Here is a 14,307-nt window from a genome sequence, read left to right on the forward strand (position 1 = left end):
TCAAGCTGCAAGTAAAGGCATTCACTCGCAACTCTTGGCTTGCAGCTTGCAGCTTGCAGCTGTTTTCCTAGAACTTCGCTTCAGCATCCAGCTGCAGGGTGTTGGCATCTGCATCGCGCTGGCTACGGCTGGCGAAGTCGGCCTTGGTCAGGAAGTACGTGGCGCCGACGGCGAAGTTCTTGTCGATGTCGTAACCGACCTTGAACTTGTGGCCGCGCGAACCGGTGGTGCCGTTGGCGAAGTCGGAGTCGGTGAAAGCGCCGACCACGGCGTTGCGCTGCACGTCGCGGTAGTTGTAGTCGAGGTTGAAGCCGAACACTTTCGACTTGGCGCCGAGCAACCATGCGGTGTCCTGATCGGTCACGGCATCGTTGTTCTTCACGTACTGGCCGTAGAACGACAGTGGCATTGGCAGGCCGCCGATGTCGATCTGGCTGAAACCTTCATACAGACGGAATTCGTTGTTCGCCGAGTTGCCGTTGACTGCCAATGCGCACGGGGTCGAGGTGCCGGTGCAGCGGCTGTCTTCGTCGTTCTGGTAGGCGTAGACACTGCCGCCGACGGTCATTTTCAGGTTGTCGGTGATGTTGAAGCGGCTGCCCAACTGGCCAGCGGTCAGGCGCAGGTCGTGGCGGAATTGCACGCCGTCGCCGTCAACGTTGTCCTTGAGGTTGTAGTTACCCAGGCTGCCGAACAGTTCGGCGCTGCCGCCCAGTGGGTATTTGTAGGTAACGGCCAGACCTTCCGGGTTGATGTCGCTGTCCCAGATCACATCGCCCATGCTCACCCACGGTTGCAGCATCTTGCCGCCGATAACGTGCAGGTTCTTGATCTGATCCGGGTGGTAGTCGATGTAGCCGAGGTCGAGCCAGATCTGCTTCTTGTCGAAGTAGTTGTCCTGATCCTGGTTGGTCGAGCGCGCGTCGTCACCGCCGCCAGTGGCGATACGGATACCGGTGTCGACTTGCGGATTGATCTCGGTATAGGCGCCCAGACGCGCACGGATACGCTGGCGATCCTTGTCGCGGCCGCCGTTGTTCGGCTCGCCGTCGATCTTGATGGTTTCCTGACGAATGCGTACGTCGCCCTTGAACTGGGTCTTGGCCGCCCAGGCCAGTTTCTGATCGAACAGGCTCTGTTCGTTGGTCTTCTTCGCGACCGCCGCCACTTGTTCGTTGGTTTCCTGCTGCGCCTGTTGGGCGATTTGCTGAGCCTTCTGATCCTTGGCCAGTTCTGTTTGCAGCTCGATGTACTGCGCCTGGGAAATCGACCCGTTGGCCTTGAGCATGTCGAGCAGTTTGGCGTCGACTGCAGCACTGGCCGGAACGCTCATGGCCAGCAACAAGCCGCCGCACAGGGCCGCTGCAGTTTTCGTGGAAGCAAGACGCATAGCAATCTCCGAAGATGAAGGGGATGGCTGAACCATCCTGGGCACAACCGGCCTGGAGGCCGGAAAACTGTGTCCGGGTTAGAACCCGGCGCTCTAAAAACAGGCGCCAGTATCGCGATGGTTTATGACAGAGCGGTGGCACAGTGATGGCAGGTTGATGACGATACATATCAGGCGTGAACTATCGACCTAGAGCGCTGTCGGCCGATTGAGCGTGTGCAACCGGGCCGCGATCAGCGATACTCGCCGGGCTTTGTCGCCAAGCTGTGGAGTGCCAGTGAATGCCGTTGCAACGCCTGCAAGACCTGTCAGAAATCGCCCCGGCAAGCTGGGATGCGCTGGTGCCGGACAACCAGCCGTTCCTGCGTCACGCCTTCCTCAGCGCGCTGGAAGACAGCGGCAGTGTCGGCCCGCATTCAGGCTGGCAGCCCGAGCATTTGCTGCACATCGAAGATGATCGACTGATCGCCGCACTGCCCAGTTATCGCAAGTGGCATTCCTACGGCGAGTACGTTTTCGATCACGGCTGGGCCGACGCCTGCGCCCGCGCCGGCATCGATTACTACCCCAAACTGTTGACAGCCGTGCCGTTCAGCCCGGTCAGCGGCCCGCGCTTGCTGGCGGCGAAGGTCGAAGACGGTTTCGAACTGCTGAAAAGCCTGCCGGGTTATCTGCAGATCGAGGAACTGTCCAGCGCGCACATCAATTTCACTGATCCGTTTACCGATGCGGCGATGGCCGAGCAACCGGGCTGGCTGCAGCGCATCGGCTGTCAATATCACTGGCAGAACCGTGAATACCGCGACTTTCAGGACTTCCTCGACGCCCTCAGCTCACGCAAGCGCAAGCAGATGCGCAAGGAGCGCGAGCAGGTGGCGGGGCAGGGCTTTGAGTTCGAGTGGCTGGAGGGGCGTGAGCTGGGCGAGGCGCAGTGGGATTTCGTGTACGCCTGCTATGCCAACACCTACGCGGTGCGGCGTCAGGCGCCATATCTGACGCGGGAGTTCTTCAGCCTGCTGGCTGAACGCATGCCCGAGGCGATTCGGGTGGTTCTTGCCAAACAGGGCTCACGGCCGGTGGCGATGGCGTTCAGCCTGGTCGGTGGCGACAGTTTCTACGGGCGTTATTGGGGCTGCCTGGCCGAGTTTGATCGGCTGCATTTCGAGACGTGTTTCTATCAGGGCATGGATTACGCGATCGCCCATGGCATCCAGCGTTTCGATGCCGGGGCGCAGGGCGAGCACAAATTGATTCGCGGGTTTGAACCGGTGATTACCCATTCCTGGCACTACCTGCGGCATCCGGGTTTGAAAGCGGCGGTGAAGGATTTTCTCCAGCAGGAGCGCGCGGGGGTTCTGGCCTATGCCGAAGAGGCCCGCACCGCGTTGCCCTATCGCCAAACCTAGTTCCAGATCCCCTGTGGGAGCGAGCCTGCTCGCGAAAGCGTCGGGTCAGTTGACGAATTTGTCGCTGATCCATCGCATTCGCGAGCAGGCTCGCTCCCACAGTTTTTTCACCGCACCGCCAGGCATCAATCGATGCCGACAAACCCTCCGGTCTGGTGCGCCCACAACCGTGCATACAAACCACGATGCGCAAGCAGTTCGGCGTGGGTGCCGCTCTCGGCGATCTTGCCGTTTTCCAGCACCACCAGACGGTCCATGCGCGCGATGGTCGAGAGACGGTGGGCGATGGCGATCACGGTTTTGCCCTGCATCAAGGTCTCTAGGCTTTCCTGAATCGCTGCTTCGACTTCCGAATCCAGCGCCGAGGTGGCTTCGTCCATAATCAGGATCGGCGCGTCCTTGAGCAGCACCCGCGCAATCGCGATGCGCTGGCGCTGACCGCCCGACAATTTCACCCCGCGCTCGCCGACATGCGCGTCGAAACCGCTGCGGCCTTCAGCGTCGGACAGCAGTGGAATGAACTCATCAGCGCGAGCCTTGTGCACCGCCTCCCACAGTTCGGCGTCGGTGGCGTCGGGTTTGCCGTAGAGCAAGTTGTCGCGGATCGAACGGTGCAGCAGCGAGGTGTCCTGAGTGATCATGCCGATCCGCGCGCGCAGGCTTTCCTGGCCGACTTCGGCGATGTTCTGCCCGTCGATCAGGATCCGCCCGCCCTCGACGTCGTACAGGCGCAGCAGCAGGTTGACCAGGGTCGATTTGCCGGCGCCGGACGGGCCGATCAAGCCGATTTTCTCCCCCGGTTTTATCGTCAGATTGAGGTCGCCGATGATGCCTCTCTTCTTGCCGTAGTGAAAATCCACGTGCTCGAAACGCACTTCGCCCGAGGACACGGCCAGCGGTTTGGCCTGCTCGCGGTCGGTGACGCTGACCGGTTGCGAGATGGTGCGCAGACCGTCCTGGACCATGCCGATGTTTTCGAAAATGCCGGTGACCACCCACATGATCCAGCCGGACATGTTGACGATACGAATCACCAGGCCGGTGGCCAGGGCAATCGCGCCGACGGTGATCAGCGACTGCGTCCACAGCCACAATGCCAGCGCGGTGGTGCCGACAATCAGCAGGCCGTTCATGGTAGTAATCGCCACGTCCATGCTGGTCACCACGCGACCGGCCATTTGCGCTTTGACGGTCTGTTCTTCGATGGCTTCCTTGGCGTAGTGCTGTTCGAAGTTGGTGTGGGCAAACAATTTCAGCGTGGCGATGTTGGTGTAGCCATCGACGATGCGCCCCATCAATTTCGAGCGCGCGTCAGAGGCTTCCACCGAACGCTCTTTCACGCGCGGCACGAAGTAATACAGCGCGCCGATGTAAGCGACGATCCAGGTCAGCAACGGGATCATCAGGCGCCAGTCGGCCTCGGCGAACAGCACCAGCGAACTGATCGCATAGATCACCACGTGCCACAGCGCGTCGACCGCTTGCACGGCAGAATCGCGCAGCGAGTTGCCGGTCTGCATGATGCGCTGGGCGATGCGCCCGGCGAAGTCGTTCTGGAAGAAATTCAGGCTCTGCTTGAGCACGTAACTGTGGTTCTGCCAGCGGATCATGCTGGTCATGCCGGGGCTCAGGGTCTGATGCACAAGCAGGTCGTGCAGGGCAAAGAAGATCGGTCGCAGCACCAGGGCAACCACCAGCATCCAGGTCAATTCGAGGGCGTGGTCGCTGAAAAAATTCGGGTTGGGCGTGCCTTGCGCCAGATCGATGATGCGGCTCAGGTAGCTGAACAACGCTACTTCGATCAACGAGGCAAACAGGCCGATAACGAGCAGGGCAGCGAAACTCGGCCAGACCTGCTTCAGGTAATAGACGTAGAAGGGCCAGACGCGGTCCGGCGGGGACGCCGTCGGGGCGTCGCGGAAGATATCGATCAGTTGTTCGAAACGGCGATAGAGCATCAGATAACCGCCCGGAATCCGGGCTCTCCTTTTATCAGTGCGAGCGGCGCAGGCTCAGCCGGGCGCCGCTCGATATGCCCGGCGAAACTCAGTCGATGCGCTTGGCCGACTTGATGATCACAGGGTCGACAGGCACGTTCTGCATGCCTTGTTTGGTGGTGGTCTGTGAGTTGACGATGATGTCCACGATGTCCATGCCCTTGACCACTTTGGCGAACACCGCGTAACCGGCGTCACGGCCCGGGTCGAGGAACGCGTTGTCGGCGACGTTGATGAAGAACTGGCTGGTCGCCGAATCAGGGTTGGAAGTACGCGCCATCGACAGGGTGCCGCGAACGTTGTGCAGGCCATTGCTGGCCTCGTTCTTGATCGGCGCCTTGGTTTCTTTCTGTTGCATCTGCTGGGTGAAGCCGCCGCCCTGAGCCATGAAGCCCGGGATCACGCGGTGGAAAATGGTGTTGTTGTAGAAACCGCTGTCGACGTATTCAAGGAAGTTCTTCGTGCTGATCGGTGCCTTGACCGGGTCCAGTTCGATTTCGATCTGGCCGTTGGTGGTGTCCAGCAGCACGTGAGGCGCCTTGGCCGGGGTAGCAGCCATCAGGTTGGCGGCAAACAGTACGGAGCCGGCGGCGAGGGCGAGTTTTTTCAGCATGGGTCAGTGATCCTGAGAGTGAAGGTCGGCTGTGGCGAGAAAATCCAGCAGCGTGTGATTGAAGCGTTCGGGTTGATCGAGCGGGGTGGCATGGCGCGAGTCGTCAATGACCACCAGCCGCGCATCCGGCAACAGTTTTACATAGGTTTCCTTTAACGCCACCGGTGTGTAGTCACGGTCGGCGCTGATGACGAGCGTTGGACAGGACACCCGTGAAAGTCGTTCCTGAACGCCCCAGCCCACGATCGCATCGAAGCTGGCGAGATAAGCACGTTTGTCGTTTTTTGCCCAGCGTTCGGCCATTTTCCGTCGCAGATCGGCCTGTTCCGGCTTGGGGAAAAGTTTGCTGCCGAGGGCTTTGCCGATGGTTTCCAGGTTGAGCAGGCGCATCAGGCTCCAGCGTTTGAACCACTGCCAATAATCATCGCGGCTGCGCAATTTGACCTGTGGCGCGCTATTGACGATGGTCAGGCTCTTGAGCGCTTGCGGCTGATCGACAGCCAGTTGAAAGCCGATCATTCCGCCCATCGACAGCCCGACATAGTGCACCGGGCCGAGGCGCAGGTGTTCGATCAAGGCCAGCAGGTCGGCGCTGAATGCGGCGATGCTGTAGCGCTCGCGGGGTTTGTCCGAGCGCCCGTGGCCGCGAATGTCCGGGACGATCACCCGGTAGTGCGCGGCCAGCGCGGGGATCTGCATTTCCCAGTCCAGGGTGCTCGAGCCGAGCCCGTGAACCAGTAGCAACGGCGCGCCGTGGCCATATTCCTCGTAGTGCAGGTTGCAACCTTCGTGCTCGAAATACGCCATCGGTGAACTCCGTGTCAGGCTTGTTCAGGTGCGGCAAACGGTGCGTCCAGCGGCAAGGTGTCGAAGGTGCGCAACAATTCAATAAGGATTTGCGTGGCCGGGCCCAGGGGTTTGTCCTTGTTCGAATACAGATAGAAACTCGAATTGCGGCTGCCGCCTCGGTCCAACGGTAGCAGCTTGAGCGAACCATCCTTGAGTTCGCGGTCGATCATGTGCCGCGGTAGCCAGGCAAAGCCCAGGCCGCTGCTGACAAAGGTCGCGGCGGTGGCGAGGCTGCCGACGGTCCAGCGCTGTTCGGCGCCGAGCCAGCCGACATCGCGCGGCTGCTGGCGGCCGGAGTCGCGGATCACCACTTGCATCTGGGTTTCCAGATCCTGAAAGCTCAACTCGCGGTTGAGCCGATGCAGCGGGTGATCAGGGTGGGCAACGGCGACGAACTCGACATCGCTCAACTCCGCACCCAGGTAGCCCGGAATGCTCAGGCCGGTGATGGCCAGATCCGCCACGCCTTCGAGCAGCACTTCCTCGACCCCCGACAACACTTCCTCGCGCAGGCGCACGCGGCAGCCGCGACTCTGCGGCATGAACGCGGTCAGGGCGCGGACGATCCGCGCGCTCGGGTAGGCCGCATCGACCACCAGCCGCACTTCCGCTTCCCAGCCTTGCTCCATGTGATGGGCGAGGTCTTCGAGTTGGCTGGCCTGTTTGACCAATTGCCGCGAACGGCGCAGCAATACGCCGCCGGCCTCGGTGAGCACGGCTTTGCGCCCGTCGATGCGCAGCAACGGCACACCGAGCTGATCCTGCATGCGGGCGACGGTGTAGCTCACCGACGATTGCGAACGGTGCAGGGCCTCGGCGGCCTGGGCGAATCCGCCGTGGTCGACCACGGCCTGCAACGTTCGCCATTGATCAAGGGTCACGCGGGGCGCTTTCATCAATAGCTCCTCTTGTCCTAAGCTGGCCGTCCCTCATGGAGACTGCCGAATGAAAAAATTCTGTTGTGTGGTGCTGGCGCTGCTGCCGTTGACCGCGTTTGCCTATCCGATCGATGTGCAAAAGGATCTCAACGGCATGAAGATCGATTACGAGACTTACGACACGGACAACGACATCGGCTCGATCCGCGTGGCCAACTACGGTGACGTCGATGCGACCTGTCGTGCGGTATTCAGCAACGGCCCGGAAGCACCACGCACCCGCAGCATCGATGTCCCGGCGGGCAAGCATAAAAACGCCACGGCCAAGTTCACCCGCGAGATCATCAAGCTGCGCATCAAACTGACCTGCACCCCGAAATAAGCTCGGTACTCTGAACGCCTTGGGTTCCATTGTGGGAGCTAGCCTGCTCGCGAAGACGGAATGTCATCCAGAGATGCTGTGACTGACATTCCGCTTTCGCGAGCAGGCTCGCTCCCACAGGGGATATGGGTTTAGCTTATAAACGAATTTATCGATGGATTACAGCGGATATTTGCGCTTTTTCATCGATTCAGCTCTGTTTAACCTTCACTCCATCGACTTACAACATTCTCGGATGGAGGCTACACACCATGTCCCGCGTTCTGATCATCGAAAGCAGTGCCCGCCAGCAAGACTCGGTTTCCCGTCAATTGACCCAGACCTTCATCGCTCAGTGGAAAGCCGCGCACCCTGCCGATCAGATCACCGTGCGTGACCTCGCCGCGAACCCGGTGCCGCATCTGGACACCAATTTGCTGGGTGGCTGGATGAAACCCGCCGAGCAGCGCAACGACAGCGAACAGGCGTCGCTGGACCGCTCCAACCAATTGACTGATGAGCTGCTCGCCGCCGACGTGCTGGTGATGGCGGCACCGATGTACAACTTTGCCATCCCGAGCACGCTCAAGGCCTGGCTGGATCATGTGCTGCGTGCCGGGGTGACCTTCAAGTACACCGAAACCGGTCCGCAGGGGCTGCTCGGCGGCAAGCGCGCCTTTGTCCTGACTGCTCGCGGTGGTGTGTATGCCGGTGGCCCGGCGGATCACCAGGAACCGTACCTGCGCCAGGTGATGGGTTTCATCGGCATCAACGACGTGACCTTTATCCATGCAGAGGGCATGAACCTGGGCGGTGACTTCCAGGAGAAGGGCCTGAATCAGGCCAACGCCAAATTGTCTCAGGTCGCTTGATCGGTTAATCGCCAGATAATCGCTGGATGGTCTAGTGACCTGGCGCAACCCCTTCAAGGCTTTACGCGCATCGAACCTCCCTTTGCACTTTTGCTCCTGAGTGCTGTAGCCCGATTGAACGCTTTAGCGAGATCGGGCTTTTTTTTGTCTGCGATTTGACGAACAACACATGACTCCTTGTGGGAGCGAGCCTGCTCGCGAAAGCGGTGTATCAGAAAAGTATCAGCCGTCTGACACGCTGCCTTCGCGAGCAGGCTCGCTCCCACCGGTTATTTGTGTTTCCGGCTATTCGCAGTGAGCGGCAAAACCCGCTATCGTCGCCGCCATTCGATTTCGAGGCGAACATGGGCTATCTACTTTTTGTGACGCTGATCCAGGCATTTTCTTTCAGTCTGATCGGCGAATACCTGGCCGGGCATGTCGACAGCTACTTCGCGGTGCTGGTGCGTGTGGTGCTGGCCGGATTGGTGTTTATTCCGTTGACGCGCTGGCGTTCGGTGGAGCCGGCGTTCATGCGTGGCATGTTGCTGATCGGCGCGTTGCAGTTCGGGGTGACTTACGTCTGCCTGTACCTGAGCTTCCGCGTGCTGACCGTGCCGGAGGTTTTGCTGTTCACCATTCTTACACCGCTGCATGTGACGTTGATCGAAGACGCGCTGAACCGCCGCTTTAATCCGTGGGCATTGATTGCTGCGCTGGTGGCGGTCGGCGGTGCGGCGGTGATTCGCTTCGACAGCATCAGTCCCGACTTCTTTATGGGCTTCCTGCTGCTGCAACTGGCCAACTTCACCTACGCCGCCGGGCAGGTCCTGTACAAGCATCTGGTGGCGAAGCATCCGAGTGATCTGCCGCATTACCGCCGCTTCGGTTACTTCTACCTCGGCGCGTTAATGGTTGTGCTGCCTGCGTTCCTGTTGTTCGGCAAGTCGAATTTTCTCCCGGAAGCACCGCTGCAATGGGCGGTTTTATTGTTTCTCGGGCTGGTGTCGACGGCGCTGGGCCTGTACTGGTGGAACAAGGGCGCGTGCATGGTCAACGGCGGTACCCTGGCGGTGATGAACAACCTGCATGTGCCGGTGGGGCTGCTGTTGAATCTGCTGATCTGGAATCAGCATGAGGAACTGGGGAGATTGTTCCTTGGCGGGGGTGTGATTCTGGCGGCTGTGTGGATCAGCCGGTTGGGCATCCGCAGATCCCCGGCCGCCGCATAACCCTTGTGGGAGCGAGCCTGCTCGCGAAGGCGTTGGGTCAGATAAGTATGGGTCGACTGACACATTGCATTCGCGAGCAGGCTCGCTCCCACATTGGATCTTTGGGTTACATCAGGTGTTTTTCCGGCTCCGGAATACTCGCCGAGCCCAACACCGCCGGCAGCAACCCGGCGCGCAAATCCCCGCCACTCGGCTGCTGATACAGGCTCAGCCCGAACTCCGGCAACACCGCCAGCAGGTAATCGAAAATATCCCCCTGAATCCGCTCGTAATCGGCCCACACGGTGGTGCGGGTGAAGCAGTAGATTTCCAGCGGAATGCCCTGCGCCGTGGTCTGCATCTGCCGGACCATGCAGGTCATGTTCGGCTGAATCTCCGGGTGACTCTTCAGATACGCCAGTGCATAGGCGCGAAAGGTGCCGATGTTGGTCATCCGACGGCGGTTTGCCGACATCGCTGCGACATTGCCTTGCGCTTCGTTCCAGGCTTTGAGCTCGGCTTTCTTGCGGCCCATGTAGTCGGTCAGCAGGTGCACCTGCGAGAGCTTTTCTTCCTCGTCGTCGCGGATGAAGCGCACGCCGCTGGCATCGATGAACAGGCTGCGTTTGATCCGCCGACCGCCGGACTGCTGCATGCCGCGCCAGTTCTTGAACGACTCGGACATCAGCCGCCAGGTCGGGATCGAGACGATCGTCTTGTCGAAGTTCTGCACTTTGACCGTGTGCAACGTGATGTCGACCACGTCGCCATCGGCGCCGACTTGCGGCATTTCGATCCAGTCGCCGACCCGCAGCATGTCGTTGCTGGTCAGCTGCACGCTGGCGACGAACGACAGCAGGGTGTCCTTGTAGACCAATAGAATCACCGCCGACATCGCACCCAGACCCGACAGCAGCAACAGCGGCGAGCGGTCGATCAGGGTGGCGACGATGATGATCGCGCCGAATACGTACAAAACCATTTTCGCCAGCTGCACGTAGCCTTTGATCGAGCGCGTGCGGGCGTGCTCGGTGCGGGCGTAGATGTCGAGCAGGGCGTTGAGCAGGGCGCTGACCGCCAGCAGCAGGAACAGGATGGTGAAGGCCAGGGCGACGTTGCCGAGAAAATTCATCGCGGTTTTGCTCAGCTCCGGCACCAGGTGCAGGCCGAACTGGATCACCAGCGACGGCGTCATCTGCGCCAGCCGTTGAAACACCTTGTTGTGGCGGAAGTCGTTGATCCAGTGCAACGCCGGTTGGCGGCCGAGCATGCGGCTGGCATGCAGGATCAGGTAACGCGCCACCCGTCCGAGCACCAGCGCGATGACCAGCAGCACCAGCAGCGCCAGTCCCGATTGCAGAATTGGGTGCTCTTCGAGCGTGCCCCAGAGGCCTTGGGCTTTGAGCCAGAGCTGTTTGATATCCATAAGCGAAACATTTCTTCTGTAAGACGCGAGGGCCGATTAGAGCATTTAAGACGCCGTGTATTGCAGCGAGTGACAAATCGGGCAACAAAAAAACCACTGATTGTCGGCGTTTGCACAAAGAAACTCGGCCTGAGCGCTCGAAACCGGTAACCTATGCAGCTGTTTTTTTGCATATCTTCGAGGTAGCACCCGTGTTTTCCCAATTCGCCCTGCACGAACGCCTGCTCAAAGCCGTGGCCGAGCTGAAATTTGTCGAGCCAACGCCTGTGCAAGCCGCGGCCATCCCGCTGGCGCTCCAGGGGCGTGATCTGCGGGTGACGGCGCAAACCGGTAGCGGCAAAACCGCCGCTTTCGTCCTGCCGATCCTCAATCGCCTGATCGGCCCGGCGAAGATCCGCGTCAGCATCAAGACGCTGATCCTGCTGCCAACCCGTGAACTGGCCCAGCAGACCTTGAAGGAAGTCGAACGCTTCTCGCAGTTCACTTTCATCAAGTCCGGCCTGATCACCGGCGGTGAAGACTTCAAGGTGCAGGCGGCAATGCTGCGCAAAGTGCCGGACATCCTCATCGGCACCCCGGGGCGGATGATCGAGCAGCTCAATGCCGGCAACCTCGACCTGAAAGAAGTCGAAGTGCTGGTGCTCGACGAAGCCGACCGCATGCTCGACATGGGTTTCGCCGAAGACGTGCAGCGTCTGGTCGATGAATGCCCGAACCGTCAGCAGACCATGCTGTTCTCCGCCACCACCGGCGGTTCCGGCCTGCGCGAAATGATCGCCAAGGTTCTGAACAATCCGGAGCACTTGCAGCTCAACGCGGTCAGCCAGCTCAACTCGACGACTCGTCAGCAAATCATCACCGCCGACCACAATCAGCACAAAGAGCAGATTGTGAACTGGCTGCTGGCCAACGAGACCTACCAGAAGGCCATCGTCTTCACCAACACCCGCGCCATGGCCGACCGTATCTACGGCCGCCTCGTGGCTCAGGAATACAAAGCGTTCGTGCTGCACGGCGAGAAAGACCAGAAGGATCGCAAACTGGCGATCGATCGTCTGAAGCAGGGCGGTGTGAAGATCCTCGTCGCCACTGACGTTGCCGCCCGTGGTCTGGACGTCGACGGTCTGGATCTGGTGATCAACTTCGACATGCCACGCAGCGGCGACGAATACGTACACCGCATCGGTCGTACCGGCCGCGCCGGCAACGACGGTCTGGCGATCTCGCTGATCTGCCACGGCGACTGGAACCTGATGTCGAGCATCGAGCGCTACCTGAAGCAGAGCTTCGAGCGCCGCACCATCAAGGAAGTCAAAGGCACCTACGGCGGACCGAAAAAGGTCAAGGCCTCGGGCAAAGCCGTCGGCGTGAAAAAGAAAAAGACTGACGCCAAGGGCGACAAAAAGAAAACCGCCGCCAAGACGCCGACCAAGCGCAAGAGCGTGAACCGGCCGAAGCCGGATTCCCTTGTCAGCAGCGACGGCATGGCCCCGCTCAAGCGCCGCAAGCCAGCCGAGCCAGCGGCTGAATAACGCGTTCTAAACGCATAAAAAAACCGGACATTGTCCGGTTTTTTTTCGTCTCAATTGTCGGCTTTCTTCTCCGCCGACCCCAGTTCCTTCAAACGCTGATCGATCAGCTGGCACTTGTCCGGCAGATCCGCGCTGGCCGTGTCCAGATCCATTTTCTGCAACTCGGCGTTGATCTCCTTGGCCTTTTCCGGATTCTGCTCGGTGAGCCTGGAGACTTCCTTGGCCAGTTGTTCGCGTTTGATCGTCGCCTCTTCCGGCGTGCAGGCCCAGACGGGCAGGGCGCAGGCAAGGGTGGCGGCGAGGGACAGCTTGATCAGGGTTTTCATGGGCAGGCCTCAGTTCCGGTTAAGGCGGGTTAACCGGTTGAGGGCTGGAGCCTGGTAAAAGTTCAGAAACTGTGGGTCCAGGATTGTCCTCAATCGGCATGGCAGCAACCCGACTTCGGCGCACCGTCATACCGATCATGATGCCGCACCCATTCCATGATCTCGTCTTCATTCCTGCCCTTGGGCGTCAGATCCAGATAGTGGTAAGCGCCAACCAGCATATCCATGCCGCGCGCGTATGTGGAATAGGTGTGAAAAATCTCGCCTTCGTCATTGCGATAGAACACGCTCAGCCCCGGCATTTCTTCCTCGGCGCTGTCGGTTTTTTCGTAGTTGTAGGTAGCCTTGCCCTCGGCGACGTCTTCAGCCCGGGCGCAGACGCCGAAGTCGTAATTGAAATCGCAACCTTCTGACGAAACCCAGTCGAACTTCCAGCCCATCCGCTTTTTGAAGTCCTGAAACTCGTTGAATGGCGCATGGGAAACTGCAACCACCGCGACGTCGTGATGGGCCAGGTGCTGGTTGGCGCCATCAATGTGGTCACTGAGGAACGAGCAGCCCTGGCAGCCCTGCTCCCAGCCTTTGGCAAACATGAAATGGTAGATGATCAACTGGCTGTTGTTGCCAAACAGATCGTTGAGCTTGAGCTCGCCGTTCGGCCCTTGAAAATGATAGTCCTTGTCGACTTTCACCCACGGCAGGGCGCGGCGCTCGGAGCTGAGGCGATCGCGTTCCCGGGTGAAGGCTTTTTCGCGGGCCAGATGCTGCTGACGCGCGGCGAGCCATTCTTCGCGTGATACCACCGGATGGTTTGTAACGTTCATGACGATGTCTCCTGCGGGTTGAACCGGCTGTTTCAGCCTAGTCGTTCATCGTGCGAGGGAATCGACAGCCGCCGGTCGGTCGGGTCCGGAAATACTGCTGAACGGCTGCGCAGCGCTTCGGTCACAACCTTGAAAGCGGCACAAAATCACCCGCACCGGAGGTTGGATCAGGATGACGACTTATAACTGGGATTTGATTGAACGTTTGCTGCATGAAGTGCAGAACAGCGCTGGCCACAGCTTCGCTCCCCGCGCTTATGCCGAAGACCATGCGGCCGAGAAAGCCAGCGCTGGCGAGCCGATCGACAATCTCGATCACTTGAAAACCCTGGCCTGTGATTATGAAAAGCTCTTGCTGGAGCGCGGATTCATCGAGCCGCGGCCGGATCATGAAGGCAGCACCGGCAATAATTTCATCCTGACGCCACGGGGTTCGAGCCTGTTGAGCCTGATCGACAGCAGCATCCCCGGCAATGACCATCCGCGTCAGGTGCTGGATGAGCAGGAGGATGCGCTGAATGAGGTGACGTTTGATGAGGTCGCCTCAAAGGCTCAAATCGCCTGAGCCAGCGAAATCCGCCCTGTGGGAGCGAGCCTGCTCGCGAATACGGTCTGTCGGTGACATTGAACTGTCTGATACACC

Annotated in this window: 14 protein-coding genes; 6 read left to right on the top strand and 8 right to left on the bottom strand. The window is 59.8% G+C overall.

Annotated features, from left to right (window positions below; genetic code table 11):
- Positions 1-67: 67 nt before the first annotated feature.
- On the bottom strand, positions 68-1,390 hold the full coding sequence (locus tag PS14A_RS06255) for a putative porin (protein ID WP_041478827.1): 1,323 nt from the start codon (positions 1,388-1,390) through the stop codon (positions 68-70).
- Between the two features lie 281 nt (positions 1,391-1,671).
- Here PS14A_RS06255 and PS14A_RS06260 point away from each other — a divergent pair, with 281 nt between their 5' ends.
- Positions 1,672-2,796, top strand: a complete 1,125-nt coding sequence (locus PS14A_RS06260; RefSeq protein WP_212615541.1) for a GNAT family N-acetyltransferase — start codon at positions 1,672-1,674, stop codon at positions 2,794-2,796.
- A 125-nt stretch (positions 2,797-2,921) separates the two neighbouring features.
- On the opposite strand, the gene PS14A_RS06265 is transcribed toward PS14A_RS06260, so the two are convergent.
- From PS14A_RS06265 to PS14A_RS06280, 4 genes are all read right to left on the bottom strand, one after another.
- A complete protein-coding gene (locus PS14A_RS06265; RefSeq protein ID WP_212615542.1) occupies positions 2,922-4,754 on the bottom strand; it encodes an ABC transporter ATP-binding protein in 1,833 nt (610 codons plus the stop codon).
- Between the two features lie 88 nt (positions 4,755-4,842).
- Complete coding sequence (locus tag PS14A_RS06270) at positions 4,843-5,406, bottom strand: peptidylprolyl isomerase (protein ID WP_212615543.1); 564 nt, start codon at positions 5,404-5,406, stop codon at positions 4,843-4,845.
- Positions 5,407-5,409: 3 nt separating this feature from the next.
- Complete coding sequence (locus PS14A_RS06275) at positions 5,410-6,213, bottom strand: alpha/beta hydrolase (protein WP_212615544.1); 804 nt, start codon at positions 6,211-6,213, stop codon at positions 5,410-5,412.
- A 14-nt stretch (positions 6,214-6,227) separates the two neighbouring features.
- Positions 6,228-7,151 carry a LysR family transcriptional regulator gene (locus PS14A_RS06280; protein WP_016771199.1) on the bottom strand — a complete coding sequence of 308 codons (924 nt, stop codon included), beginning with the start codon at positions 7,149-7,151 and terminating at the stop codon, positions 6,228-6,230.
- Between the two features lie 49 nt (positions 7,152-7,200).
- Here PS14A_RS06280 and PS14A_RS06285 point away from each other — a divergent pair, with 49 nt between their 5' ends.
- From PS14A_RS06285 to PS14A_RS06295, 3 genes are all read left to right on the top strand, one after another.
- A complete protein-coding gene (locus PS14A_RS06285) occupies positions 7,201-7,515 on the top strand; it encodes a hypothetical protein (RefSeq protein ID WP_016771198.1) in 315 nt (104 codons plus the stop codon).
- 251 nt (positions 7,516-7,766) lie between these two features.
- On the top strand, positions 7,767-8,366 hold the full coding sequence (locus tag PS14A_RS06290) for an FMN-dependent NADH-azoreductase (RefSeq protein ID WP_212615545.1): 600 nt from the start codon (positions 7,767-7,769) through the stop codon (positions 8,364-8,366).
- Positions 8,367-8,710: 344 nt separating this feature from the next.
- Positions 8,711-9,577: a carboxylate/amino acid/amine transporter gene (locus PS14A_RS06295; RefSeq protein WP_212615546.1), complete on the top strand. Its 867-nt coding sequence runs from the start codon at positions 8,711-8,713 to the stop codon at positions 9,575-9,577.
- Between the two features lie 106 nt (positions 9,578-9,683).
- Here the strand turns inward: PS14A_RS06295 and PS14A_RS06300 are convergent, their stop codons facing one another.
- Positions 9,684-10,982, bottom strand: a complete 1,299-nt coding sequence (locus PS14A_RS06300; RefSeq protein WP_130912746.1) for a mechanosensitive ion channel family protein — start codon at positions 10,980-10,982, stop codon at positions 9,684-9,686.
- 191 nt (positions 10,983-11,173) lie between these two features.
- Between PS14A_RS06300 and PS14A_RS06305 the strand changes: the two genes are divergently transcribed.
- Positions 11,174-12,514, top strand: a complete 1,341-nt coding sequence (locus tag PS14A_RS06305) for a DEAD/DEAH box helicase (RefSeq protein ID WP_024012040.1) — start codon at positions 11,174-11,176, stop codon at positions 12,512-12,514.
- Between the two features lie 50 nt (positions 12,515-12,564).
- Here PS14A_RS06305 and PS14A_RS06310 read toward each other — a convergent pair whose 3' ends face one another.
- Both PS14A_RS06310 and PS14A_RS06315 read right to left on the bottom strand, forming a co-directional pair.
- Positions 12,565-12,840, bottom strand: a complete 276-nt coding sequence (locus PS14A_RS06310) for a hypothetical protein (protein WP_056783644.1) — start codon at positions 12,838-12,840, stop codon at positions 12,565-12,567.
- A gap of 89 nt (positions 12,841-12,929) precedes the next feature.
- Complete coding sequence (locus PS14A_RS06315; protein ID WP_212615547.1) at positions 12,930-13,664, bottom strand: thioredoxin family protein; 735 nt, start codon at positions 13,662-13,664, stop codon at positions 12,930-12,932.
- 172 nt (positions 13,665-13,836) lie between these two features.
- On the opposite strand from PS14A_RS06315, the gene PS14A_RS06320 reads away from it, so the two are divergent.
- Complete coding sequence (locus PS14A_RS06320) at positions 13,837-14,229, top strand: transcriptional regulator (RefSeq protein WP_122611687.1); 393 nt, start codon at positions 13,837-13,839, stop codon at positions 14,227-14,229.
- Positions 14,230-14,307 lie beyond the last annotated feature (78 nt).

This window comes from Pseudomonas sp. 14A, from assembly GCF_018132745.1.
Taxonomy (GTDB): domain Bacteria; phylum Pseudomonadota; class Gammaproteobacteria; order Pseudomonadales; family Pseudomonadaceae; genus Aquipseudomonas; species Aquipseudomonas mercuritolerans.

Coding starts and splice junctions, on each gene's coding strand:
- PS14A_RS06315 (WP_212615547.1), bottom strand. CDS start 13,664: ATGAACGTTACAAACCATCCGGTGGTATCACGCGAAGAATGGCTCGCC.
- PS14A_RS06265 (WP_212615542.1), bottom strand. CDS start 4,754: ATGCTCTATCGCCGTTTCGAACAACTGATCGATATCTTCCGCGACGCC.
- PS14A_RS06295 (WP_212615546.1), top strand. CDS start 8,711: ATGGGCTATCTACTTTTTGTGACGCTGATCCAGGCATTTTCTTTCAGT.
- PS14A_RS06285 (WP_016771198.1), top strand. CDS start 7,201: ATGAAAAAATTCTGTTGTGTGGTGCTGGCGCTGCTGCCGTTGACCGCG.
- PS14A_RS06255 (WP_041478827.1), bottom strand. CDS start 1,390: ATGCGTCTTGCTTCCACGAAAACTGCAGCGGCCCTGTGCGGCGGCTTG.
- PS14A_RS06320 (WP_122611687.1), top strand. CDS start 13,837: ATGACGACTTATAACTGGGATTTGATTGAACGTTTGCTGCATGAAGTG.
- PS14A_RS06270 (WP_212615543.1), bottom strand. CDS start 5,406: ATGCTGAAAAAACTCGCCCTCGCCGCCGGCTCCGTACTGTTTGCCGCC.
- PS14A_RS06290 (WP_212615545.1), top strand. CDS start 7,767: ATGTCCCGCGTTCTGATCATCGAAAGCAGTGCCCGCCAGCAAGACTCG.
- PS14A_RS06280 (WP_016771199.1), bottom strand. CDS start 7,151: ATGAAAGCGCCCCGCGTGACCCTTGATCAATGGCGAACGTTGCAGGCC.
- PS14A_RS06310 (WP_056783644.1), bottom strand. CDS start 12,840: ATGAAAACCCTGATCAAGCTGTCCCTCGCCGCCACCCTTGCCTGCGCC.
- PS14A_RS06300 (WP_130912746.1), bottom strand. CDS start 10,982: ATGGATATCAAACAGCTCTGGCTCAAAGCCCAAGGCCTCTGGGGCACG.
- PS14A_RS06260 (WP_212615541.1), top strand. CDS start 1,672: ATGCCGTTGCAACGCCTGCAAGACCTGTCAGAAATCGCCCCGGCAAGC.
- PS14A_RS06275 (WP_212615544.1), bottom strand. CDS start 6,213: ATGGCGTATTTCGAGCACGAAGGTTGCAACCTGCACTACGAGGAATAT.